Source organism: Streptomyces sp. NPDC051109 (assembly GCF_044455885.1).
In the GTDB taxonomy this organism is placed as follows: Bacteria; Actinomycetota; Actinomycetes; order Streptomycetales; family Streptomycetaceae; genus Streptomyces.
Map to the genome: position 1 here is coordinate 163,480 of NZ_JBITFF010000009.1, position 22,201 is coordinate 185,680.

General features: G+C 72.7%; 18 protein-coding genes. 11 read left to right on the forward strand and 7 right to left on the reverse strand.

Annotated features, from left to right (window positions below):
- Positions 1-39 precede the first annotated feature (39 nt).
- Positions 40-1,005, forward strand: a complete 966-nt coding sequence (locus ACIBAD_RS18990; RefSeq protein ID WP_134069727.1) for an LLM class F420-dependent oxidoreductase — start codon at positions 40-42, stop codon at positions 1,003-1,005.
- A 28-nt stretch (positions 1,006-1,033) separates the two neighbouring features.
- Here ACIBAD_RS18990 and ACIBAD_RS18995 read toward each other — a convergent pair whose 3' ends face one another.
- Positions 1,034-2,725 carry a CocE/NonD family hydrolase gene (locus ACIBAD_RS18995; RefSeq protein WP_398907775.1) on the reverse strand — a complete coding sequence of 564 codons (1,692 nt, stop codon included), beginning with the start codon at positions 2,723-2,725 and terminating at the stop codon, positions 1,034-1,036.
- 43 nt (positions 2,726-2,768) lie between these two features.
- On the opposite strand from ACIBAD_RS18995, the gene ACIBAD_RS19000 reads away from it, so the two are divergent.
- The 5 genes from ACIBAD_RS19000 (at position 2,769) to ACIBAD_RS19020 (ending at position 10,373) form a co-directional block, all read left to right on the forward strand.
- Positions 2,769-3,536: a TetR/AcrR family transcriptional regulator C-terminal domain-containing protein gene (locus tag ACIBAD_RS19000; protein WP_398907776.1), complete on the forward strand. Its 768-nt coding sequence runs from the start codon at positions 2,769-2,771 to the stop codon at positions 3,534-3,536.
- 528 nt (positions 3,537-4,064) lie between these two features.
- Complete coding sequence (locus ACIBAD_RS19005; protein ID WP_053689200.1) at positions 4,065-4,283, forward strand: hypothetical protein; 219 nt, start codon at positions 4,065-4,067, stop codon at positions 4,281-4,283.
- A 138-nt stretch (positions 4,284-4,421) separates the two neighbouring features.
- Positions 4,422-5,231: a hypothetical protein gene (locus ACIBAD_RS19010; protein ID WP_398907777.1), complete on the forward strand. Its 810-nt coding sequence runs from the start codon at positions 4,422-4,424 to the stop codon at positions 5,229-5,231.
- Between the two features lie 86 nt (positions 5,232-5,317).
- A complete protein-coding gene (locus tag ACIBAD_RS19015) occupies positions 5,318-7,444 on the forward strand; it encodes an NHLP family bacteriocin export ABC transporter peptidase/permease/ATPase subunit (protein WP_398907863.1) in 2,127 nt (708 codons plus the stop codon).
- Position 7,445: 1 nt separating this feature from the next.
- Positions 7,446-10,373 (forward strand): NHLP bacteriocin export ABC transporter permease/ATPase subunit, encoded by a 2,928-nt coding sequence (locus tag ACIBAD_RS19020; RefSeq protein ID WP_398907778.1) that lies wholly within the window; start codon positions 7,446-7,448, stop codon positions 10,371-10,373.
- A 15-nt stretch (positions 10,374-10,388) separates the two neighbouring features.
- On the opposite strand, the gene ACIBAD_RS19025 is transcribed toward ACIBAD_RS19020, so the two are convergent.
- Positions 10,389-11,108: a YitT family protein gene (locus ACIBAD_RS19025; protein ID WP_398907779.1), complete on the reverse strand. Its 720-nt coding sequence runs from the start codon at positions 11,106-11,108 to the stop codon at positions 10,389-10,391.
- Between the two features lie 245 nt (positions 11,109-11,353).
- Here ACIBAD_RS19025 and ACIBAD_RS19030 point away from each other — a divergent pair, with 245 nt between their 5' ends.
- Positions 11,354-13,150, forward strand: a complete 1,797-nt coding sequence (locus tag ACIBAD_RS19030) for a VanW family protein (RefSeq protein ID WP_398907780.1) — start codon at positions 11,354-11,356, stop codon at positions 13,148-13,150.
- Positions 13,151-13,169: 19 nt separating this feature from the next.
- Here the strand turns inward: ACIBAD_RS19030 and ACIBAD_RS19035 are convergent, their stop codons facing one another.
- Together ACIBAD_RS19035 and ACIBAD_RS19040 are read right to left on the reverse strand one after the other, a co-directional pair.
- On the reverse strand, positions 13,170-13,400 hold the full coding sequence (locus ACIBAD_RS19035) for an acyl-CoA carboxylase epsilon subunit (RefSeq protein ID WP_398907781.1): 231 nt from the start codon (positions 13,398-13,400) through the stop codon (positions 13,170-13,172).
- Entirely contained in the window at positions 13,397-14,671 is a 1,275-nt protein-coding gene (locus ACIBAD_RS19040) for a cytochrome P450 (protein ID WP_398907782.1), read from the reverse strand. The genes ACIBAD_RS19035 and ACIBAD_RS19040 overlap by 4 nt, the downstream gene beginning before the upstream one ends.
- 204 nt (positions 14,672-14,875) lie before the next feature.
- Here ACIBAD_RS19040 and ACIBAD_RS19045 point away from each other — a divergent pair, with 204 nt between their 5' ends.
- Genes ACIBAD_RS19045 through ACIBAD_RS19060 form a run of 4 tightly spaced genes read left to right on the forward strand, consistent with a single transcriptional unit; the run spans position 14,876 to position 18,690 of the window.
- Positions 14,876-15,937 carry a type III polyketide synthase gene (locus tag ACIBAD_RS19045; RefSeq protein WP_134069715.1) on the forward strand — a complete coding sequence of 354 codons (1,062 nt, stop codon included), beginning with the start codon at positions 14,876-14,878 and terminating at the stop codon, positions 15,935-15,937.
- A 16-nt stretch (positions 15,938-15,953) separates the two neighbouring features.
- A complete protein-coding gene (locus tag ACIBAD_RS19050) occupies positions 15,954-17,171 on the forward strand; it encodes a cytochrome P450 (protein ID WP_398907783.1) in 1,218 nt (405 codons plus the stop codon).
- Positions 17,168-17,704, forward strand: coding sequence for a cupin domain-containing protein (locus ACIBAD_RS19055; protein ID WP_134069711.1), 537 nt, complete (start codon positions 17,168-17,170; stop codon positions 17,702-17,704). The genes ACIBAD_RS19050 and ACIBAD_RS19055 overlap by 4 nt, the downstream gene beginning before the upstream one ends.
- A gap of 47 nt (positions 17,705-17,751) precedes the next feature.
- A complete protein-coding gene (locus ACIBAD_RS19060) occupies positions 17,752-18,690 on the forward strand; it encodes a hypothetical protein (protein WP_134069709.1) in 939 nt (312 codons plus the stop codon).
- Here ACIBAD_RS19060 and ACIBAD_RS19065 read toward each other — a convergent pair.
- The 3 genes from ACIBAD_RS19065 to ACIBAD_RS19075 all read right to left on the reverse strand — a co-directional run bounded on the left by ACIBAD_RS19065 (position 18,679) and on the right by ACIBAD_RS19075 (position 22,190).
- Entirely contained in the window at positions 18,679-20,196 is a 1,518-nt protein-coding gene (locus ACIBAD_RS19065) for an MFS transporter (protein WP_398907784.1), read from the reverse strand. The genes ACIBAD_RS19060 and ACIBAD_RS19065 overlap by 12 nt on opposite strands.
- A 154-nt stretch (positions 20,197-20,350) precedes the next feature.
- Positions 20,351-21,490, reverse strand: a complete 1,140-nt coding sequence (locus tag ACIBAD_RS19070) for an NUDIX hydrolase (RefSeq protein WP_398907785.1) — start codon at positions 21,488-21,490, stop codon at positions 20,351-20,353.
- 76 nt (positions 21,491-21,566) lie between these two features.
- On the reverse strand, positions 21,567-22,190 hold the full coding sequence (locus tag ACIBAD_RS19075; RefSeq protein WP_398907786.1) for a LysE/ArgO family amino acid transporter: 624 nt from the start codon (positions 22,188-22,190) through the stop codon (positions 21,567-21,569).
- Between the last annotated feature and the right edge of the window lie 11 nt (positions 22,191-22,201).

Sequence of the window (22,201 nt, forward strand, 5' to 3'; positions counted from 1 at the left end):
GGGACGTTTCAACGGGGCGGAAGCGGTAAGGCGCCCCGCATGGTGAGATTCGGGTACACGATGATGACCGAGCAGGCCGGCCCCCGGGAGCTGGTCGACCACGTGGTGGGCGCCGAGCGGGCGGGGTTCGACTTCTCCGTCATCTCCGACCACTCCTTCCCGTGGCTGGCGGCCCAGGGACACGCGCCCTACGCGTGGAGCGTCCTGGGCGCCGCCGCGCAGGCCACCACCCGGATCCCGCTCATGACGTACGTGACGTGCCCGACGTTCCGCTACCACCCCGCGGTGATCGCCCAGAAGGCGGCCACGATGCAGCTCCTGTCCCAGGGCCGCTTCCGGCTGGGCCTGGGCTCGGGCGAGAACCTCAACGAGCACATCGTCGGCGCGGGCTGGCCCGCCGCCCACGTCCGCCTGGAGATGCTTGAAGAGGCCGTGGGGATCATCCGCTCCCTGTTCGCGGGCGGCTACGTCAGCCACCACGGCGCCCACTTCGACGTCGAGAACGCCAGACTCTGGGACCTCCCCGAAGAACCGCCCCCGATCGGGATCGCCGTCTCCGGGGACCGCTCCTGCGAGATCGCGGGCCGCCACGGCGACCTGCTCATCGCCACCGAACCGAAGCAGGAGCTGCTGACCGCGTTCGACGCGTACGGAGGCTCCGGCAAACCGCGCGTGGGCCAGGTCCCGGTCTGCTACGACCCCGACCGCGACGCGGCCGTGGCGCGGGCGCACGAGCAGTTCCGCTGGGCGCTCGGCGGCTGGAAGGTCAACGCCGAACTCCCCGGCCCCGCGGGTTTCGAGCAGGCCTCGCAGCACACCCGGCCCGAGGACGTCGCGGAGGCCATCCCCTGCGGAGACGACGTGGACGCCTTCGTCGACGCGGTGCGCCCCTACGCCGACGCCGGATTCACCGAGATCGCCCTGATCCAGATCGGCGGCGACCGGCAGGAACCCTTCCTGGACTGGTCCGCCACGAAGCTGCTGCCGGCCCTGCGGGAGCTGTGAACAGGGCCGGCACGGTCAGAAGGGCAGGTCAGAAGGACACGGACTGCGCGTCCACGGCGAGCATCAGGGCCGAGTCCGCGTGGAGCGTGATGCGCACCGGCGCGAAGGCGGTGGCGTCCACCGGCGACTCGCCGGTGCCGGGGTTGCGGGCGTAGCGGGGGTGGGGGCCCGCGCTGATCTGCCAGCGTATGCGGTGGCCGACGGCGAAGCGGTGGGCGGTGGAGCTCATCGGCACGATGATCTGCGAAGGCTCGCGTCCGTCCGTCCGCAGGCGGCCCAGCCCGTCGCAGATGTTGACGGAGCGGCCCTGGGCGTCCACCTCGCACAGGCGGGTGAAGACGTCGGCGTGACCGGTGTCCGTTGAGATGCTCAGACGTGCCCAGACCGGTCCCAGGACGTCCAGGGGCTCGGTCAGCGGCGGGCTGGTGAAGGTGAGGACGTCGTCCCGGGCCTCCAGGGCGGTGTTGTCGCGCGGACCGGCGGTACGGGACAGGACGGCGCCCCCGAGGGAGGGGGTCGGGTCCTCCGGGTCGTGGCGGAACGAGGCCAGGGGCGCGGAGTCCGGGGGAGCCTGCCGGGTGAGATGCCCCTGGGCGGTCGGGAACCACGGGCCGACCTCCGCGGCAGGAGGCCAGTCGCCGAGGTTCCGCCAGGCGTTCTCGCCGCCCACGTGCACCCGCACCCTGGTGGGACGGAGCCCGGAGGTCTCGCCGTCGAGGTGGGCGCGCAGCCAGGCGAGGCTCTCGGCGAACACTTCGGGCCAGCCCTGCTGCAGGGCTGAGGTGTGGGTCCAGGGGCCGACGAGCAGGGCGGTCTCGCAGCCGGCCGCACGCAGCCGGTCGTACTGCTCCAGGGTCTGGTCGGCCAGCGCGTCGTGCCATCCGGTGATCAGCGCCGTGGGCACGCGCAGCCGCTCCGCCGACTGTGCCAGCGATGCGCCGTGCCAGTAGGCGTCCTCGGCGTCCGGGTGTGTCATCACCTCGTCCAGCCACGGCACTTCGCTCCCGAGGGCCGACTCGTGCGCCCGGCGCAGCGGCTTCGCGGTGGTGATGTCGCGCAGCCGGCGCTGCAGGCGCAGCGTCGCCTTGACGAACGCCCCCATGCCCTGGTGCTGGTAGGTCATGCCCACGCCGACGGCGAGGGCGGTTTCCAGGTGCAGCGCACCGCCCCGGTGGAACAGGGCGTGGGGATCGTGCAGGCTCACCTGCGCCACCATCGCCTTCAGTTCCGGCGGCGGGTCCTGGGCGAGGGCCCATTGGGTGTAGGCCAGGTAACTGGGGCCGAGGGTTCCAAGCGTCCCGTTGAACCAGGGCTGTTCGCGGAGCCAGGACACCGTGGCCCGCCCGTCGGCGGCCTCGTTGCGCCACAGGTCGAACGCGCCGCCCGAACCGCCGGTGCCGCGGCAGCTCTGCAGGACCACGTGGAAGCCCTGTTCGGCGAAGAGCAGGCCGTACATGGGGGACCACGGCAGGCCCCGCCCGTACGGCGAGCGCACCAGGAGGGTGGGGAAGTCGCCCTCGGCGCGCGGGAAGTAGTGGTCCGTGATCAGCGGGCTGCCGTCGGCGGCCGGCACCACCAGCCCGGGCTCCCACCCGGCCTCGTGCCGTTTGGCCGGGAGGCGGCGCCATGCCGCCCTCATCATCCGTGCGGCCGGCGGCGGTTTTCCGGCAGGCGGTGCCCAGGTCGGCCTCGACACAGGACCGTGCGTGGGTGACGTCATCGTGCCCCTCCTTGATTTCCGTACAGTGTACGAGAATAGCCGCATGCTTGACTGGCCCGCACAGGGCCGCCGGCCAAGGAGAGGAGCGTGGACCGTGCCCCGCGAAGGAAGGGCCGGTGCCCCGGGCGTCGACCCCCAGGAGCTCTGGCTGGGCCCTGACCAGCCCCGAAGGGGCCGCAAGCCCGCCTACAGCCGAGAGGCGATCACCGCGGCCGCCGTCGCGCTGGCGGACGCGGAGGGGATCGAAGCGGTCACCATGCGGAAGGTCGCCGCGCAGGTCGGAGCCGGCGTCATGTCGCTCTACAGCTACGCCCCCGACAAGGAGGCGCTGCTGAACCTGATGGTCGACCACGTCAGCGGCGAACTGCCGACCGCGTACCCGCTCACCGGCGACTGGCGCGCCGACCTGAAGACCATCGCGCACCTCCAGCGCGCGCACATGCTGCGGCACCCCTGGCTCCCCGCGGCCCTGACCACCCGCCGCGTCCCCGGGCCCCACACCCTCGCCTTCCTGGAACGCGCACTCGCCGCCCTGCGGCCCGCCGGACTGGACGGCGCGGCGAAGCTGGAGGTCTTCGCCCAGCTCACGTCGTTCGTGGCCGGGCACGTCGCGCACGAGTTCGCGCAGGCCGCGCTGACGCAGTCCCCGGACCGGGCCGCAGCCGAAGCCCGCTACCTCGCCGCCGTCGCCGCGGACGGCCGACACCCGGAACTCGCCGAAGCCCTCTCCACCCCCGGGCGCCCCCTCACCCCTGACGCCACCTTCACCCGGTTCCTGAACCGCCTGGTCGACGGCCTCGACACGGACTGATCTCGATCCCGACCTGTCGGCCGTTCAGGCGGCGGGCGGCCGAGGGCCGTTGGGGACGGACCCGCGGTGGCCCTGCTGCTGACGCGCCCGCCATCCACCACGAGCGTCGCCGCGGAGTTCGGCGCGCGGGGCGCCGGGACCCCGGTTCCAGTGCGGAGCGTTGTCGGGGTGTCACGCCGTGTCGCTGACGAAAATCTTCACTCGGTGAAAGTGGAGGGGGTGCCTCCCATTACATTCCTCCCCGGAGCAAGCGGAAAGATGGGTGGATTCGGACCGGTTTGGGCATCGGGGGTCACGTACCGCCCTTCTTTGTTACGCGATCTTGTGGAGAACCCGTGGCGATACGCCGAATCAATCGGAAAGCCCCTCGGGTGAATGGCCATATCGCTTGAACGGGGAGGTCAACACGGTTCGCCCGGTCAGCTGTTCGCGTGCTTACATCTGGCCTCGGAAGTGGTCGGAACCGCCTTGTCGGGGAACGGCCGCGCCATGTGAGAAACAATCAGACGACTGAAGGGTGCGCACATCATGCGTAACGACATCGAGACCCGTGAGATCGCCGACGACGAACTGGACGCGGTTTCCGGCGGTGTCAGCATCTCCGGTGGGCTGCTCGGCGGTGTGACCGGCGATGTGTTCCACGTCCTGAACACGGTGACCTCGCTCCAGACGGTCCAGGGCGTGCAGGCCCTGCCCGGCCAGGTCGAGGGCATCGTCGGCGTTCGCGCCGGTGTCGCCGGCCTCTGAGCCGAGCCGGTACATCAGGGCGCGTGAACCCCGGGACGTACGCGTTCCGGGGTTCACCGGTGCCCATGGCCGTGCCCGTGCGATCGCCCGTGCGCGTGCCCGTGTCGTGAAATGCATTCGAAGGACAGGTCGCTGGTCGTGCAGTTCCGTCAAAAGGCGCTCTCCAGGCTGCAATCGCCCGAAGAACTCGATCTGCCCGTACGGTTCGCGCGCCCGCAGGGGCGATTCGTTCTCGCCGTCACCGCACTCGTCATGGCCGCAGCGAGTTTCTGGGCATTCACCGGATCCGTTTCCTCCAAGCTGAGCGCCCCGGGCATCCTCACGCGCGCGCAAGGCAGTTATCTGCTCCAGAGCCCGTACTCGGGACAGGTCACCGCCGTGCTCGCCAAGGAGGGCCAGGCGCTCACCCCCGGCACGCCCCTGCTCCAGCTCGCCACCGAGCAGGGCGACCGGACCGTGCGCGTCGTGGCCGGGGGGCGGGTGACGAGCCTGGCCGCCAAGACCGGTGCCGTCGTGACGACCGGTGCGGACCTTGCCGTCCTGGAGCGCGTCAGCGGCGCGGACGACCCGCTGGTCGCCGTGCTCTACGTGTCCGGCGGCGCCGGCGGTGCGGAGCTCCGCGCCGGAGCCGCAGTCGACCTGGACGTCCAGTCCGCCCCCCGGCAGCAGTTCGGCGCATTGCGCGGCCGCATCAAGGAAGTCGGGCGTACGCCCCAGACGCAGGAGCAGATCGCCGGCTTCCTCGGCGACGCGCGCCTCGCCGCCCAGTTCGCCCGCCAGGGCAATCCCGTCGCGGTGCTCGTACAGCTCGAACGTTCCTCCGCGACCACCTCCGGCTACCGGTGGTCCACCGCCGACGGGCCCCCGTACCCCCTCGACTCCACGACGCCGGTCACCGGAGCCGTCCACCTCCCCGCACAGCGCCCCGTCGATTGGCTGCTCCCGTGACCACCGTGCCGCAGGCCCGCCGAGCCCCCTCCCGCGGCCGACCGCGCCGCCCGCCGCGGCCCGTACGCACCCCCACCGTGCTCCAGATGGAGGCGGTGGAGTGCGGGGCCGCCGCGCTGGCCATGGTGCTCGGCCACCACGGCCGTTTCGTACCCCTCGAAGAGCTGCGCATCGCCTGCGGCGTCTCGCGGGACGGCTCCCGCGCCGGGAACCTGCTCAAGGCCGCCCGCGGCCACGGGCTGACCGCCAAGGGCATGCAGATGGACCTGGCCGCACTCGCCCGGCTCGACCCGCCGGCCATCCTCTTCTGGGAGTTCAACCACTACGTCGTCTACGAGGGCACGGGCCGGCGCCTCGGCCGCCGGGGCGCCTACCTCAACGACCCCGCGAAGGGGCGGCGGTTCGTCCCCATGGAGGAGTTCGACACGGCCTTCACCGGCATCGCGCTCGTCTTCGAACCCGGCCCCCGCTTCCGCCGCACCGGCCGCAGGCAAGGCGCCATGAGCGCCCTGCCGGCCCGTCTGCGCGGCACCTCGGGCACCATGCTCGCCGCCGTGCTCGCCAGCCTCCTGCTGGTGGCCGTCGGCGCTGCCGTGCCCGCGCTGAGCCGTACGTACATCGACATGTTCCTCATCGGCGAGCAGACCTCCCTGCTGGGCGTGCTGTTCGCGGCGATGGCGGGGGCCCTGGTGCTCACGGCCGTACTCACCTGGCTGCAGCAGGCCAATCTGCTGCGCGGACGCGTCATCTCCTCCACGCTCGGCAGCGCCCGCTTCCTGCGCCACCTGCTCCGACTCCCGGTCGCCTTCTTCACCCAGCGCAACCCGGCCGACCTCGTCCAGCGCCTCCAGTCCAACGACGCGGTCGCCGAGACCCTCGCCCGGGACCTGGCCGCCGCAGGCGTGGACGCCGTGGTCGTCGTGCTCTACGCGGTCCTGCTGTGGACGTACGATCCGCAACTCACCGCCGTCGGGGTGCTCATCGCCCTGCTCAACCTCGTGGCCCTGCGGATCGTGGTGCGGCTGAGGGCCACCGGCACGCAGAAGCTGCGCGCCGAGAGCGCCCGGCTCACCAACACCTCGTACAGCGGCCTCCAGCTCATCGAGACGATGAAGGCCACCGGCGGGGAGAACGCCTTCTTCCGCCGCTGGGCCGGCCAGCACGCCGTCACCCTCGACGTGCAGCAGCGGCTCGGCGTCCCCAGCGCCTGGCTGGCCGTCGTCGCGCCCACGCTCGCGGCGCTCAACAGCGCACTGATCCTGATGATCGGCGGCCTGCGTGCGGTGGAGGGGCACCTCACGGTCGGCCTGCTGGTCGCCTTCCAGGCCCTCGTGACCAGCTTCACCGCACCGATCACCCGCCTGGGCGGCGTGGCCGGACGGATCCAGGACTTCGCCGCCGACGTCGCCCGCCTCAAGGACGTCGAGGACTTCCCCGTCGACCCGCTGTACGTGCGGCACGCGCGCGGCGAGAGCCCCGCCGCCGCCCGCCGCCTCAAGGGCCACCTGGTGCTGGACGGCATCACCTTCGGCTACAGCCCGCTGGACGCCCCCCTGCTGAAGGACGTCTCGCTCGCGGTCGGCCCCGGACAGCAGATCGCGCTCGTCGGCGGCTCCGGGAGCGGCAAGTCCACCGTCTCCCGGCTGATTTCCGGCCTCTACACCCCGTGGCAGGGAGCCATCCGCATCGACGGGATGCGGCTGGAGGACATCCCGCGCGGCGCGCTGGCCGCCTCCGTCTCCTTCGTGGACCAGGACGTCTTCCTCTTCGAGGGCACCGTCCGCGACAACGTCGCACTGTGGGACCCCTCCATCCCGGACGAGGCCGTCGTCGCCGCCCTCCAGGACGCCGCCGTGTACGAGGTGGTGGCGCGCCGGGCCGGCGGCATCCACGGCCGCGTCGAGCAGGACGGGCGCAATTTCTCCGGCGGCCAGCGCCAGCGCCTGGAGATCGCCCGCGCCCTGGTGCGCCGCCCCAGCGTCATGATCCTGGACGAGGTGACCAGCGCCCTCGACGCGGCGACCGAGCGGATCGTCATCGACAACCTGCGGCGCCGCGGCTGCGCCTGCGTGGTGATCGCCCACCGGCTGAGCACCGTCCGCGACAGTGACGAGATCGTCGTCCTCGACCGGGGCACGGTCGTGGAGCGCGGCCGGCACGAGCAACTGCTCGCCGCGCGCGGCGCGTACGCGGCACTGGTCAGGGAGCACTGACGTGGCGACCCCGCAACAGGCCCCTCAGCCCCACCTCGTGTCGGATCCCGTCGTCGCGGCCCTCGGCGGGCTGGGCTCGGCCGTCGACTGCACGGGCCTGCGCAGCCTGTCCCTGGAGGGGCCGCTCGTATTGTGGCTCGTCGTCCAGGGCGAGCTGGACCTGTTCGCCGTCGACGCCGCGCAGGCGGGCCACTGGCACTTCCTCGGCCGGCTGGAGTCGGGCGCGCTGCTCCTCGGCCCGGCCGAAGGGCCCGCGCACACGCTGACCGGGCGCCCGCTGCAAGGCTGCGTACTGCGCCGCATCGAGCTGCGCGAGCTGCACCGGCCCGCGCCCGGCGGAGCCTGGGGCGGACACGGCGAGTACAGCGCCTACGGCGAGTACGGCGAGTACGGCGGGCACGGCGCGTACGGCGACCCGTGGCAGGCGGCGTCCAGCCCCCTGGAGGACGCCTTCGCCCGCGGCATCGGCCGCGGGCTGCGCGTGCTGTACCAGGCGCCGCTGGAGGGCGGCGCCGACACCGCCGGCAGCGGCGGGGCCGACGAGGACATCCTGTGGATGCAGATCCCGCCGGGGAGCGTGCAGTACGGCGCCGTGTACGAGTCGTACGAGTCGTACGAGGGCGCGGGCACGGCCGGCACCCTCCTCGTCGACGAAGCCCTGTGGCAGGGCATGGTCGACCAGCAGTACCGGCTGCTCTCCGCCCTGGACCGCCGCATCGAGGAGGACGAACGCGCCCACGCGGACCGCACCGCGGCCGGCATCGAGGCCGGAGAGGCCGCCCGTACCCAGGCGGACCGCGCCCTGCTCGCCTCCATCGGCCGCCCCGGCCGGGGCGGCCGCCGCGCCGCCGGCGACGACGCGACCTTCGCCGCGTGCCGTCTGGTGGCCGCAGCGGCCGGCATCGCCCTCACCGAGCCCACGGGCGCGGACGCCGCCCCCGACTCCGCCGCCTCCGTGCGGACGGACCCGGTCGAACGCATCGCCCTCGCCTCCCGCATCCGCACCCGACCCGTCAAGCTCGCCGGCCGCTGGTGGCGGGAGTACGGCGGCCCGCTGGTCGGCCGGCGCGCCGACGACGGCGCACCCGTCGCACTGCTCTGGCGGCGCGGCCGGTACGAGGCCGTCGACCCGGCCACAGGCGTCCGCGAACGCATCCGCCAGGGCAACGCGGCCGCCTTCGCACCGCACGCCGTGATGTTCTACCGCCCGCTCCCTGACCGGAAGCCGGGCATGCTGCACCTGATGCGGTTCAGCGTGCGCGGCAGCGGCCAGGACCTGCGCAGCCTGGTCCTGGGCGGGCTCGGAGCCGTCGGCCTCGGCGCGCTCGTCCCCGTCGCCACCGGCCGGGTGCTCGGCACGTACGTACCGCACGCCGAGGACAGCCTCATCGTGCAGACCGCGCTGGCGCTCATCGCGACCAGCGTGGTCTCGGCCGCCCTCATGCTGTTCCAGAACGTCTCCGTCCTGCGGATGGAAGGCCGTATCGAGGCCACCTTGCAACCGGCCGTCTGGGACCGGCTGCTGCGCCTGCCGGTGACCTTCTTCGCCGGCCGCTCCACCGGGGAGCTCGCCGCCGCGGCCATGGGCATCAGCTCCATCCGCAGCGTGCTGTCCGGCATCGTCCCGGTGTCGCTGCAGGCCGGCACCGTCGGCGCGATGAACCTCGTGCTGCTGCTCGTCTACAGCGTGCCGCTGGCGCTGGCGGCGCTCGCCATGCTGGTGGGCGTGGCCGTCGTCTTCCTCGGCCTGGGGCTCTGGCAGCTCCGCTACCAGCGGCAGCTGATCCGGCTCGGCAACAAGCTCGACAACCAGGCGTTCCAGACCCTGCGCGGACTGCCCAAGCTGCGCGTGGCCGCGGCCGAGAGCTTCGCGTACGCCGCCTGGGCACGGGAGTTCGCCCGTACCCGCGAGCTGCACCAGCGCATCGGCCGGATCAAGAACGTCCTCACCGTGCTCAACGCGGTCTACCTGCCGCTCTGCACGCTCGTGATGTTCATGCTGCTGGCCGGACCGGCCCGGGGCAGCATGTCCGCGGCGGAATTCCTCACCTTCAGCACCGCGGTGACGATGATGCTGTCCTCCGCCACCCAGCTGACCGGCGCCCTGCTCTCGGCGGCCGCCGTCCAGCCGATGTTCGAGCAGGTCAAGCCGCTCCTCCAGGCGGCCCCGGAGGTACGTTCCGCCGGAATCCGGCCGGGCCGGCTCAGCGGCGCCGTCGAGGTGCAGAACCTCTCGTACCGGTACGCCGACGACGGCCCGCTCGTCCTGGACGACGTGTCGTTCGAGGTGCGGCCGGGGGAGTTCGTCGCGGTCGTCGGGGCCAGCGGCTGCGGCAAGTCGACCCTGCTGCGCATGCTCATCGGCTTCGACCGGCCGACCTCGGGCAGCGTGCGGTACGACGGCCAGGACCTGGCCGCGCTCGACCAGGCGGCCGTACGCCGCCAGTGCGGGGTCGTCCTCCAGAACGCGCAGCCGTTCTCCGGGTCGATCCTCGACTGCATCCGCGGCTCCGGTGCGTACTCCCTCGAAGAGGCGGCGGAGGCAGCCGCGCTGGCGGGCCTCGCCGAGGACATCAAGGCCATGCCGATGGGCCTGCACACCGTGCTGTCCGACGGTGGCGGCACCGTCTCGGGCGGCCAGCGCCAGCGGCTGATGATCGCCCAGGCCCTCATCGGCAAGCCGCGCATCCTCTTCCTGGACGAGGCCACCAGCGCGCTGGACAACGAGGCCCAGCGGGTGGTCATCGAATCCACCCGCGCCCTGCGCGCCACCCGGATCGTGATCGCCCACCGGCTGTCCACCGTCATGGACGCCGACCGGGTGATCGTCATGGCGGACGGCCGGATCGCCCAGCAGGGCCCGCCCGCCGACCTGCTCGCCGATCCGGCGGGCCCGTTCCACGAACTGGTCCGACGCCAGGTCGGGTGAGCCCGGAGGAGACCGTCAGCGTCGGGCCGGGGCCGGGGCCGGGGTCTGCGTGCCCGCCTCGTGGTCCGCACGGCCCGACGCGCTCCCGGCCACGGGCGCGCTCCCGGCCACGGGCGCGCTCCCGGCCACGGCAGGCAGCGCGAAGACGCGGAGGAAGAGCTGCGAGAGCGGGCCGATGGCCAGGGCGTACGCCACCGTGCCCAGGCCGGCCGTGCCGCCCAGCAGGACTCCGGCCGCCAGGACCGTCAGCTCGATCCCGGTACGGACCAGCCGCAGCGAGCGCCCGGTCCGCCGGTGCAGCCCGGTCATGAGGCCGTCGCGAGGGCCGGGCCCGAAGCACGCGGCGATGTACAGGCCGGTCGCGACCCCGTTGAGGACGATGCCCGCGGTCAGCAGTGCGGCCTGGGCGACCGTGCCGTGCACGTCCGGCAGCACCGCGAGGGTGGCGTCCATGGTCAGGCCGACGGCGAACACGTTGGAGACGGTCCCGAGCCCGGGCCGCTGCCGCAGCGGCACCCACAGCAGCAGGACCAGCGCCCCGACGGCCACCGAGACCGTGCCGATGCTCCACCCGGTGCGCTCGGCGAGCCCCTGGTGGAAGACGTCCCACGGGTCCAGCCCCAGCCCGGCGCGGACCAGGAACGCCGAGCTCGCGCCGTAGAGCGCGAGCCCGACGTAGAGCTGCAGGAGCCGGCGGGGCAGACGCCGCGCGGGGCGGACGGGGGCGAGGGACACCGGTGGAGCCTTTCGGGGGAGCCAAAGACCGACAGGTCTTACCGTGTGGCATCCCCTGACTGGCCCAACAGGGCCAATCCGAACCAAGTGGCCTTACTTTCGCCGATCCGTACCGGTGGGACCTCCGCCCGTCCCGCCTCGTGAGACCTGGCACATTTTGGTCCCGTTTAGTCCGAATTGGTGAATGCTGGTTCCCGGTCCACACCGACCCACCAGCGCCACCGGCACCGGGAGAGACGAGAGACATGCGACGCGTACACCGCCCGACGATCAACCGGCGGACAGCCCTGCCCCTCGTCGGCGGAGCCGCCGTCCTCGGCTTCGGCGGCCTCTATCTCACCGGTCTGGCGGTGGCGGGCGACGCCATCGCCGACGGCACCCACGTACGGGGCGTCGACATCGGCGGCATGAGCCGTACGGAGGCCAAGACCGCGCTCGACCGCGCTCTCGGCCCCGCCGCGGCCGCCCCGATCGAGCTGCGGATCGGCGACCTCGCCGAGAAGGCCGCCCCCGCCGCCTTCGGGCTGTCGCTGGACACCGCCGCCACCGTCGACCGCGCCGCGAAGGCCGGAGCCGACCCCTTCACCGTGATCGGCCGCCTGCTCACCCCGGCCGAGAACCGGGACGTGGAGCCCGTGGTCCGTACGGACGGCCCGACGAGCACCGCCGAGGTCGACCGGATCACCGCCGCCGGCCGGGAGGCCCGCGACGGCCACATCACGTTCGAGGGGGGCACGGCCCGGGCCACCGCCCCCGTCACCGGTGTCGCCGTACGGGCCGACCAGGCGGCCGACACCGTACGCGCCGCCTACCTGCGCCCGCAGGGCGGGCCGGTCGCCCTCCCCGTGGAGCAGAAGCCGCCCGCCGTGGGGCAGCAGGAGACCGCGCGGGCCCTGAAGGAGTTCGCGCAGCCCGCGATGTCCGGCCCGGTCACGCTCAAGGTGGCCGGAAAGACGGTCACCCTCACCCCCGCCGTGCTCGGCCGGCACCTGTCGGTCTCGCCCGACGCGCAGGGCCGGCTCGTCCCCAAGCTCGACGCCAAGGGGCTGCTGGCCGAGCCCGCGGTCGCCCGGCAGGTCGCAGCGGCCACCAGCCCCTCCCGCGGGGCCACCTTCAGCGTGGACTCCGCCGGCCGCGCAGTCGTCGCCCGGGACGGGCGCACCGGGGTGCAGGTCACCGAGAAGGCCTTCGCCGACGCCGTCGTCCCGCTGCTGACGCGCACCGGCGCCGCCCGTACGGGAGAGGTCGCCGTGACGACGGTCCACCCGCGCCTGACCGCCGAGAACGCCCAGAGCCTCGGCGTCAAGGAGCAGATGTCCTCGTTCACGGTCAAGTTCCCGGCCGCGCCGTACCGCACCACCAACATCGGGCGGGCCGTCGAGCTGATCAACGGCTCCGTCGTGCTGCCGGGCGAGACGTGGAGCTTCAACAAGACGGTCGGCGAGCGGACCAAGGAGAACGGCTTCGTCGACGGCATCATGATCAACGACGGCCAGTTCGTGAAGTCCCCCGGCGGCGGTGTCTCGGCGGTCGCGACGACCATGTACAACGCCATGTTCTTCGCGGGCGTCCACCCGGTGGAGCACGGGGCCCACTCGTTCTATATCGAGCGCTACCCCGAGGGCCGCGAGGCCACCGTCGCCTGGGGCACCCTCGACCTGCGCTGGAGGAACGACTCCGGCCACGCGATCTACGTGAAGGCCGAGTCCACCGACACCTCGGTGACCATCAGCCTGCTCGGCACGAAGAAGTACGAGGAGATACGCGCGACCCAGGGCCCGCGGACGAACACCACCCCGCCGGCCAAGCGCACGGGCTCCGGTCCGACCTGCGAGGTACAGACCCCCCTGGAGGGCTTCGACGTGGCCGTCGACCGCGTCTTCGTCCAGGGCGGGAAGGAGGTCAAGCGGGAGACGTACAAGACGCACTACACCCCGCGCGACGAGGTCACCTGCGAACCGCAGGCCTCGCAGACCCCCGCGGCCCCGAGCCCCTCGGCGGCCCCGACGGGCCCGGCCGCCACGCAGCCGGGCCGCGCCTGACGCCCGGGGGCCGTCCGGGCTACAGCTCCTGGACGAACCCGGCGGGCGGGCGTGAGCGCCAGGAGTGGGCGGGACAGTGCACCACCGACCTCAGGTTCCGGTCCCAGTGGGCCCGGTGGCGCCGGGTGGAGCGGGGCGCGCACGGCACGGCGGCCGTGCGCGCCAGCATGAGCAGGGCGGCCGTGAGGGCCGCCAGTTCTATGTGGTCGGGGGTGCCCCGGACCACCCTGATCCGGTGCCGGCGTATCACCAGGTCACCGGCAGGGTCTTGGGCCCCCGGATCAGCGCCCCGGACTGCCATTCGAGCTGCTCGGGCGGCACGGCCAGGGCCAGGCGCGGATAGCGTTCGATCAGCGTGGTGATGATGATCTCGGACTCCATACGGGCCAGCATCGAGCCGACGCAGTGGTGGGGCCCGTTCCCGAAGGCCATGTGGGCGATGGGCCCGCGGTCGAAGTCCAGCGCGTCCGGGTTCGGGAAGACCTCGGGATCGCGGTTGGCCGCGAGGTACGAGGAGTACACCGTGTCCCCGGCCTTGACCGTGACGCCGGCGATGTCCACGTCCCGCGTGGCGATCCGCGGCAGGCCGACCCCGCTGCGGTGCGGGATGAACCGCAGCAGCTCGTCGACGGCCTGGGGGATCATCTCGGGCTCCCTGCGCAGCCGTTCGTGGTGCTCCGGATGGGTGAGCAGGGCGTACACCATGTTCGCGCTGTTGTTGCGGACGGCGTGCGCACCGCTCACGAGGATCGCGGTGGCGATGGAGACCGCCTCCGGCTCGGTGATCTCACCGGCGTCGGCGGCCCCGGCGAGGACTCCGGCGAGGTCGTCGCTCTGCTTCTCCCGCCGCATGGCGAGCAGGGCGACCACGCATTCGCGCACCGTCTTCAGGGCGTCGGTGCTCTTGTCGGGGGCCGGGCCCGGGGTCATGATCACGTTCGCCCAGGAGGTCATGTCCTTGCGCATGTCCTGGGGCATCCCCAGCAGGTCGGCGACGGCCGCGAGCGGGAACGGGCCGTGCAGGTGCTCGACGAGGTCCGCCGGCGAGCCGTGCCGCTCCATCTCGTCCAGCAGGCCGTCGGCCGTCTGCTGCACGGTCGGCCGAAGCTTCTGCATGCTCTTGCCGGTGAACGCCCGGGCGACCACGCGGCGCATGTCGTTCAGGCGCGGCGGATCGGCGTAGTTCATCGACGCCTGCTGCGAGGCGATCGCGTGCGGGGAGGAGGCGGTGATCGTCCGGCCGACCAGCTCGGAGCGGCTGAAGCGCGGGTCGGTGGTCGCCGCCTTCACATCGGCGTAGCGCGCCATCAGCCAGGCGGTGCCCTGGCCGAACGGCAGCCGGATCCGGGTGGCCCGTTTGTCCCGCAGGCGGTCGTGCAGGAACGGGTCGAAGTCCAGCGCCTCGAAGTCGTCCAGGTTCCAGCAGTGCACCGGTTCGCCCGTGGCCGGGTCCAGCTCCGGGGCCCTCTCCGGGTCCATCTCCGGGTCCGGCCTGAGGGCGGTTTGCGGGTCTGACGTCATGGTTCATCTCCCTGCGTGGATGTCACCCCCCAAGGCGCGATTCCGCGGGAAATCGGCACAGCCATCCCTTCCCTGTCGTCACACGCTCCGCTGCCTCCACGGCGCAGCGTCACCGGATTGGCTCATGTCACCAACGCCGTAGTCCCGCGCGCGCTTCCGGCGCAGGTCGATGAGGCTGTGTCAGACACGAAAGGAGAGCCACCCATGGCGACTCTGTGCAGGCCAACGGTGTGCGTGCCCGAGCACGTGATCACGATGGAGCAGACCCTCGATCTGTGCCGGTCCGTGCACGCGGACCATCCGCAGCTCGACCTCGCGCTGCGCCTGATCCGCAACACCGGCGTCGCGAAGCGGCACATCGTGCGCCCCATCGAGGAGACCCTCAAGCACCCCGGTTTCGAATCGCGCAACGCCGTGTACGAGACCGAGGCCAAGGCGCGGGTCCCCGCTGTGGTGCGGCAGGCGCTGGAGGACGCGCAGCTGCGCGCCCAGGACATCGACATGATCATCTACGTGTCGTGCACGGGCTTCATGATGCCCTCGCTGACCGCGTGGATGATCAACTCGATGGGCTTCCGGACGGACACCAAGCAGCTCCCCATCGCCCAGCTGGGCTGCGCGGCGGGCGGTGCGGCGGTCAACCGGGCCCACGACTTCTGCACCGCCTACCCCGAGGCGAACGCGCTGATCGTGTCCTGCGAGTTCTGCTCGCTCTGCTACCAGCCCAGCGACCTGGAGGTCGGCAACCTGCTCTCCAACGGCCTGTTCGGCGACGGAGTGGGCGCGGCCGTTGTCCGCGGCAGGGGCGGAACCGGCATGGAACTGCACCGCAACAGCTCGTACATCATCCCCCAGACGGAGGACTGGATCATGTACGACGTCAAGTCCACCGGGTTCCACTTCAAGCTCGACCGGCGGGTCCCGGGGACCATGGAACCGCTCGCGCCGTCCCTCAAGGACCTGGCCAAGCTCCATGGGTGGGACGCCGCCGCACTGGATTTCTACATCATCCACGCAGGCGGGCCGCGCATCCTGGACGACCTCAGCAAGTACCTCGGTGTGGCACCCGAGGCATTCCGCTTCAGTCGGGCCACACTGACCGAGTACGGCAACATCGCCAGCGCCGTCGTCCTGGACGCACTGCGCCGACTGTTCGACGAGAACGGCACCGCTGACGCCGCGCGGGGCCTGCTGGCTGGCTTCGGCCCCGGCATCACCGCAGAGATCTCACTGGGCAGCTGGACCTCGGATCGAGGGACCGGGTGAGGGAGGAATCCGAACAATGCTGAAGGACGGCCCCGCAACCGCAAGGCCACCCATCACGCACTGGCCCACCCCGGCACTGGACGGGGTCGACTTCGACCCCGTCCTCGCCGAGCTGATGCGGGCGGGTCCGATCACCCGGATCCGCATGCCCAACGGAAGCGGGTGGGCCTGGCTCGTCTGCCGGTACGACGACGTGCGCATGGTGGCCAACGATCCCCGGTTCAGCCGCAAGCTGGTCGCGGAACACGATGTCACCCGGCTGGCCCCGCACTTCATCCCCGCGCCGGGCGCGGTCGGGTTCGAGGACCCGCCCGACCACACCCGGCTGCGGCGGACCGTCGCCGCGGCCTTCACCACCCCCGGGGTGGAGCGCCTGCGCACCCGCGCGAAGGAGATGCTCGACGCCCTCGTCGACGGGATCCTGCGCGACGGCCCGCCCGCGGACCTGACCGAGCGCCTGCTGGCGCCCTTCCCGCTCGCCGTCGTGTGCGAGCTGATGGGCGTCCCGGAGGAAGACCGGCCCATGGTCCACGAATGGACCACGCTGATCCTCTCCTCCGCCCAGGGCGCCGAACGCAGCGAGCAGGCGAAGAACGACATGTGCGCCTACCTGGGCGGGCGCATGCGCTCCGGGGAAGTGGCCGGCGGCGACAGCGTCATCGGGCTCCTCGTCAAGGCCGTCGAGGCCGGCGAGGTCACCGCGGAGGAGGCGACCGGCATCGCCCTGCTCATCCAGATCGGGGGCGAGGCCGTCACCAACAACGTGGGCAACATGGTCTACATCCTGCTCACCCGGCCGGACCTGATGGACCGGATGCGCAGCGAGCCCGGCCTGCGGCCCTCGGCCATCAACGAGCTGCTGCGCTACATCCCGCACCGCAACGCGGTCGGGCTCTCGAGGATCGCCCTGGAGGACGTCGCCGTGGCGGGCCAGCTCATCCGGAAGGGCGAGGCGATCTACGTCTCGTACCTCGCGGCCAACCGCGACCCGGAGGTCTTCCCCGATCCCGAGGAGCTCCACCTGGAGCGCAGCCCCAACCCGCACGTCTCCTTCGGGTACGGACCGCACTTCTGTCCCGGGAACATGCTGGCCCGCCTCGAATCCGAGCTGATGGTGGACGCCCTGCTCGACCGCTTCCCGGACGTGCGCTTCAGCGTCCCCGTCGGCGAGCTGCGCTGGCGGCCCGGGGCCCTCATCCGCGGGCCCGAAGGTCTGCCCGTGACCTGGTCATGACCGCGCACGTCGCCCGCGACGGGCTGCTCGTGCCACCGGGTCACGGCCGCAAGCTGCACACCGAGGCCCAGCAGGTCACGTTCAAGGTCACCGGGGAGCACTCCACGGTGGCCTCCAGCTTCGAGGTCGTCGTACCGCCCGGGTTCGACGTCGGGGCGCACCTGCACACCCGCAGCGAGGAGCTTTTCTACGTCCTGGAGGGTGAACTCGACGTCATGGCCTTCGAGCCGCGCGTCCGTTCCGGGGACGACTGGAGACACTGGGAGTCGCTCGACGGACGCCAGGTCGTCCGTGCCACGCCCGGAACCGTCATCGTGGTTCCGCCCGGTTGTCCGCACGCCTTCGCGAACCCCACCGGCGAACCGGCCCGGATGTTCTTCCAGGCCTCCCCGCCGCCCGACCACGAGCGGTACTTCGAGGAGCTCCTCGAACTGCTCGACACGAGCGCCACCCCGGACCCTGCCGCGATCCACGCACTCCGGAAGCGCTACGACATCGAACAGCTCACGCCGCTGCGCCACGAGCTGTCCTGACCAGCACGGCACCGAACCACACACGCACACCACGCTCGGGAGAATTCATGCTGCGTACGCGCCGCAAGCTTCGCACCGCCACGTACACCCTCGCGACCCTGGTCGCCGCCAGTGCCTCGCTCGCCGCGGGTCCGGCACGGGCCGCCGAACCCCTGCCGTCGCACTGGTGCTACGTCAACGGGGTCGAGGCGAAGCCCGGATCGCAGGTCAACGGCACCCCGGCCGATGACACCATCCTCTGCGAGAACGACGTCGAGAACGTGATCATCTACGGCGGCGGCGGCAACGACAACATCCGCGTCAAGGGCATGCTGATCGACTCCCAGGTGCTCGGCGGCGAGGGCGACGACACGCTCCAGGTCAACAACCTCTCCCCGCGCAGCGGCAGCTCCACGGTGCGCGGCGGTGCGGGCAACGACACCATCATCACCGCGCTCGTCGTGGGCACGGCGGAGCACGGGGCCAGCGTCTACGGCGACCACGGCGACGACAAGATCACCACGGGCAGCGTGATGGGCCAGCCCGGCGAGTACGAGCGCGGCGGCGGCCAGGTCTTCGGCAACGACGGCAGCGACCTCATCCGTACGGGCAACGTCGACCTCGGCGGCCGGGTGCTCGGCGGCAGCGAGAACGACATCATCGAGCCCAAGTCGGTGGGCGCCGAGTCCGCGGGCATCGTCCAGGGCGGTCCCGGCAACGACACGGTCCGCGGCCTCAACGACACCGTCCTGACCATCGGACCGGGCTACGGCCAGGTCGACGGCGGGATCGGGACCAACTCCTGCCGGGTGAAGCACTTCTCGACCGGAGACCGGGTCCGCAGCTCGCTGGCGAACTGCCTGAATGCCGAAGCCGCCCCCGCGGCGCCGACCGCGCCCGCGGCTCCCGCCGCTCCGGCCAAGCAGGCGCCCGCCGCTCCGGCCAAGCCGGCGGCTCCGGCCAAGCCGGTGGCCCCCGCGTCCCCCGGCGGCCACTCACCGCGCTGACGGGCGGCGGCCTCCGGGCGCGCCGTGCCGGCGTTCCACGGTCAGGCCGCCGGGCAGCATGAGCAGGGTCAGCACCGCGCCGACGGCGAAGATCGCCGCCGATGCCGTGAAGACCGTGTGGTAACTCTCCAGGGCAGCCCGCGCCGCCAGTTCCGGCGTGGGCTGCCGGCCCGCGAGCGAGCGGGCGACGGCTCCGGCGGCAAGGGTGCTCATGAGCGCGGTGCCGACGGAGCCGCCCGTCTGTCGCATGGCGTTGACCGTCGCCGAGCCCACGCCCGCGTCCCGCGGGTCGATGCCGGCCGTGCCGAGGTTCATGGCGGCCGCCGTGATCAGGCCCATGCCCAGCCCCGTCGCCACCTGGCCCGGCAGCACGTCGAAGACGTACGGGCCGGTCGCCGTCAGGTTCGTCATCCAGGCCATCCCGCACGCCGAGAGCAGCATCCCGGCGACGATGCGCGGGCGCCCGCCGATCCGGCCGAGCAGCCCCATGTTGCTGCCGATCGCGCCGATCATGGTGCAGCCGGACATCGGCATGAAGGCCACGCCGGTGCGGGCCGGGCTGTAGCCGCGGGTGTGCTGGAGGTAGTACGTCAGGAACAGGAACACCCCGAACATGCCGACCCCGGTGATGAACACGGCGATCAGCGCCGCGCCGCGGACCCGGTCGAGCACGATCCGCAGCGGCAGCAGCGGGTGCGGGCTGCGGCGCTGCCACCACACGAAGGCGGCGAGCAGCAGGGCGGCCATGACCAGGAAGCCCAGGGTGTGGACGGACTGCCAGCCGTGGGAGCCGGCCGTGGCGAGCCCGTAGACCAGGCAGAACAGCCCGGACGAGGCGAGCACCGTGCCCGGCAGGTCCAGCCGGGGCGGGGTGGACGGCGCCGGGCGCCCCAGCAGCAGCACACCGCCGGTGACGGCGACGGCGGCGAACAGCAGGTTCACGTACATCGTCGAGCGCCAGCTCAGGTGCTCGGTGAGGAACCCGCCCAGCAGCAGCCCCACGGCGCCCCCGGACGCGGCGAGCGACCCGAACACGCCGAAGGCCTTGGCGCGCTCGGCCGGCGCGGAGAACGTGGTGGTCAGCAGCGAGAGCGCGGCCGGGGCCAGCAGCGCGGCGAACACCCCTTGCAGGGCGCGGGCCGTGACGAGGGTCCCGAAGGTGGCCGCCGCGCCGCCGAGCGCGGAGGCCGCCGCGAAGCCGATCTGCCCGATGAGGAAGGCCCGGCGCCGCCCGAACTTGTCGGCCAGCCGCCCGCCGAGCAGCAGGAGACTGCCGAAGGTGATCGCGTACGCGGTCACCACCCACTGCCGCTGGGCGTCGGAGAACCCGAGGCCGGCCTGGGCGGAGGGCAGGGCGATGTTCACGATGGTGGCGTCGAGGACGACCATGAGCTGGGCCAGGCCGATGATGGCGAGGATCCACCAGCGGCGCGGATCGGGCGGCGCCGCGGTGTCGGGGACGGCGGAAGTGGTGCTGGTACCGGGACGGGTCGGCTCTGCGGACATGGTGTGGCTCTCCATGGGTTCCGCTCGTTCTCGCTGGCGAGAGGGCTTACGCGTGTGCGTGGACTGTCTGCTTCGACGATGCGTGAGACGGCCCCGTCACCCGCGCGCCACGCCATGGCGCCGTCCGGATGGACCAGTGCAGCGTGCGTTTCTCCTACCGTTTCCCCTTCCCCTTCCCCTTCTTCTTGTGCGGGGTGTCGGCGGGGCGGCCCGCGTGGAGTTCCAGCGGGCCCGTGCCCTCGCCGCGGGCGCGCAGGCAGGCCTCGATCTGGCGGCGCAGGGAGGGCTTGACCAGGGCGCGCAGCTCCCCGGCGGGCACGGTCCGCCAGCGCAGCAGCTCGAAAGGGGCGAGCCGGATCCGGGCCAGGGCGGCGGCGTCCAGCACCCCGCCGTCGTAGAGGAAGCGGACGCGGGCCGGATAGCCGGGCTTGTGGGCCCAGTTGACACCGAGCAGCCGGCCCGGTGCGAGGTCGAGGCCGAGTTCCTCGCGCACCTCCCGGCGGGCGGCGGCGCGCGGGGTCTCGCCCAGGTCGCTGTCGATCCCGCCGCCCGGCAGGTTCCAGCGCCCGGACTTTCCGTACGAGGGCTCCACCAGCAGGATCCGACCCGCGGAGTCGGTGAACAGCACGCTGGCCGCGGTGATCGCCTTGGGACGGGACGCCCGGTGGCTCGCGGCGTCGAAGGATCCCGCGTGTTCCAGGGCCGTACGCCGCTCCGCGTCCAGGCCGGCCGGGGAGCCGGGCTGCGGCACGCCGTCGACGAGGTGCGCGAGGGAGCCGGCGTACAGGGCGGCCAGAGCGGCGCGCAGCCGGGGCGCGAGCCGGGCGGGCAGCGCCTCGTACGCCTCGTCCGGCGCGAGCCAGCGGGCCGGGGCGGCCTCGTGCTCCGGAAGGGAGAGCGCACCGGCCTGCTCCGGCGAGAGCGGCCCGACCAGGTGGACGTGGGCGATGAGGGAGCGGCCGAGGGAGCCGGGGCGCCGCGAGTCCACGGCGAGCAGCCGGCCGACCGGCACGGACAGGCCCAGCTCCGCTTCCAGTTGCCGGGCCAGCGCCTCCTCCGGAGTCTCGGTGTCCTCGACCGTGCCGCCCGGAAGGTCCCCGTCCGGCCGGTTCGAGGGCGCCAGTACGAGCACCCGTCCGGCGGAGTCCAGCACGATCGCGGTGGCGGCGACGAGCGGGGACGGCCGGGCGGCGTAGTACAGGCGCACCTCGTCGGGGGAGGGTTCGCCGGAGGGCGCGCCGGGCGGTCGGCCGTACTGCCGGGCGGGCGGGCGGTCGGACGGGCGGTCGGGCACTGCGGACTCCCAGGGTCTGGTCGTGCCACCGTACGGGGCGGATCAGCGCCCCGCCCGGGCCCGCCGCGCCCGCCGGTCAGGCCCGGGCGAGGAGCAACCCGCCCATCGTGACCATGGTCGCGGCGACGAGCCCGTCCAGCACCCGCCAGGCCGAGGGGCGCGCCAGCAGTCCGCTCAGCAGCCGGGCGCCGTAGCCGAGGGTGCCGAACCAGATCAGGCTGGCCAGTCCGGCCCCGATGCCGAAGGCCCACCGGAGGTCCCCGCGGTCGGCGGCGAGGGAGCCGAGCAGCAGGACCGTGTCCAAGTAGACGTGCGGGTTGAGCCAGGTCATGGCCAGGCAGGTCAGCACGGCCCGGCGGCGGGACCCGGCGGTGGCCCCCTCGGTGCTCAGGGCGGCGCCGGGGGTGGGCCGCAGCACCCGGCGGGCGGCGAGGAATCCGTAAGCGATCAGGAACCCGCCGCCGGCGAGGGCGACCGCGGTCAGGGCGGCCGGCCAGGCGGTGACGAAAGCGCCGACGCCGGCGACCCCGAGGGCGATGAGGAGCGCGTCGGAGACGGCGCAGATCGCGACCACGGCGAGGACGGCGTGCCGGCGCACCCCCTGCCGCAGGACGAAGGCGTTCTGCGCGCCGATGGCGACGATGAGGGAGAGTCCGGTGCCGAAGCCTGCGAGTGCCGCCGCGATGATGCCGTGTGTCATGTCGTCGACCG

Bases quoted from the DNA above. Each gene is read 5' to 3' on its own strand.
- ACIBAD_RS18990 (WP_134069727.1), top strand. From the start codon at position 40: ATGGTGAGATTCGGGTACACGATGATGACCGAGCAGGCCGGCCCCCGG.
- ACIBAD_RS18995 (WP_398907775.1), bottom strand. From the start codon at position 2,725: ATGACGTCACCCACGCACGGTCCTGTGTCGAGGCCGACCTGGGCACCG.
- ACIBAD_RS19000 (WP_398907776.1), top strand. From the start codon at position 2,769: ATGCTTGACTGGCCCGCACAGGGCCGCCGGCCAAGGAGAGGAGCGTGG.
- ACIBAD_RS19005 (WP_053689200.1), top strand. From the start codon at position 4,065: ATGCGTAACGACATCGAGACCCGTGAGATCGCCGACGACGAACTGGAC.
- ACIBAD_RS19015 (WP_398907863.1), top strand. From the start codon at position 5,318: ATGGAGGCGGTGGAGTGCGGGGCCGCCGCGCTGGCCATGGTGCTCGGC.
- ACIBAD_RS19030 (WP_398907780.1), top strand. From the start codon at position 11,354: ATGCGACGCGTACACCGCCCGACGATCAACCGGCGGACAGCCCTGCCC.
- ACIBAD_RS19040 (WP_398907782.1), bottom strand. From the start codon at position 14,671: ATGACGTCAGACCCGCAAACCGCCCTCAGGCCGGACCCGGAGATGGAC.
- ACIBAD_RS19045 (WP_134069715.1), top strand. From the start codon at position 14,876: ATGGCGACTCTGTGCAGGCCAACGGTGTGCGTGCCCGAGCACGTGATC.
- ACIBAD_RS19050 (WP_398907783.1), top strand. From the start codon at position 15,954: ATGCTGAAGGACGGCCCCGCAACCGCAAGGCCACCCATCACGCACTGG.
- ACIBAD_RS19055 (WP_134069711.1), top strand. From the start codon at position 17,168: ATGACCGCGCACGTCGCCCGCGACGGGCTGCTCGTGCCACCGGGTCAC.
- ACIBAD_RS19060 (WP_134069709.1), top strand. From the start codon at position 17,752: ATGCTGCGTACGCGCCGCAAGCTTCGCACCGCCACGTACACCCTCGCG.
- ACIBAD_RS19065 (WP_398907784.1), bottom strand. From the start codon at position 20,196: ATGTCCGCAGAGCCGACCCGTCCCGGTACCAGCACCACTTCCGCCGTC.
- ACIBAD_RS19075 (WP_398907786.1), bottom strand. From the start codon at position 22,190: ATGACACACGGCATCATCGCGGCGGCACTCGCAGGCTTCGGCACCGGA.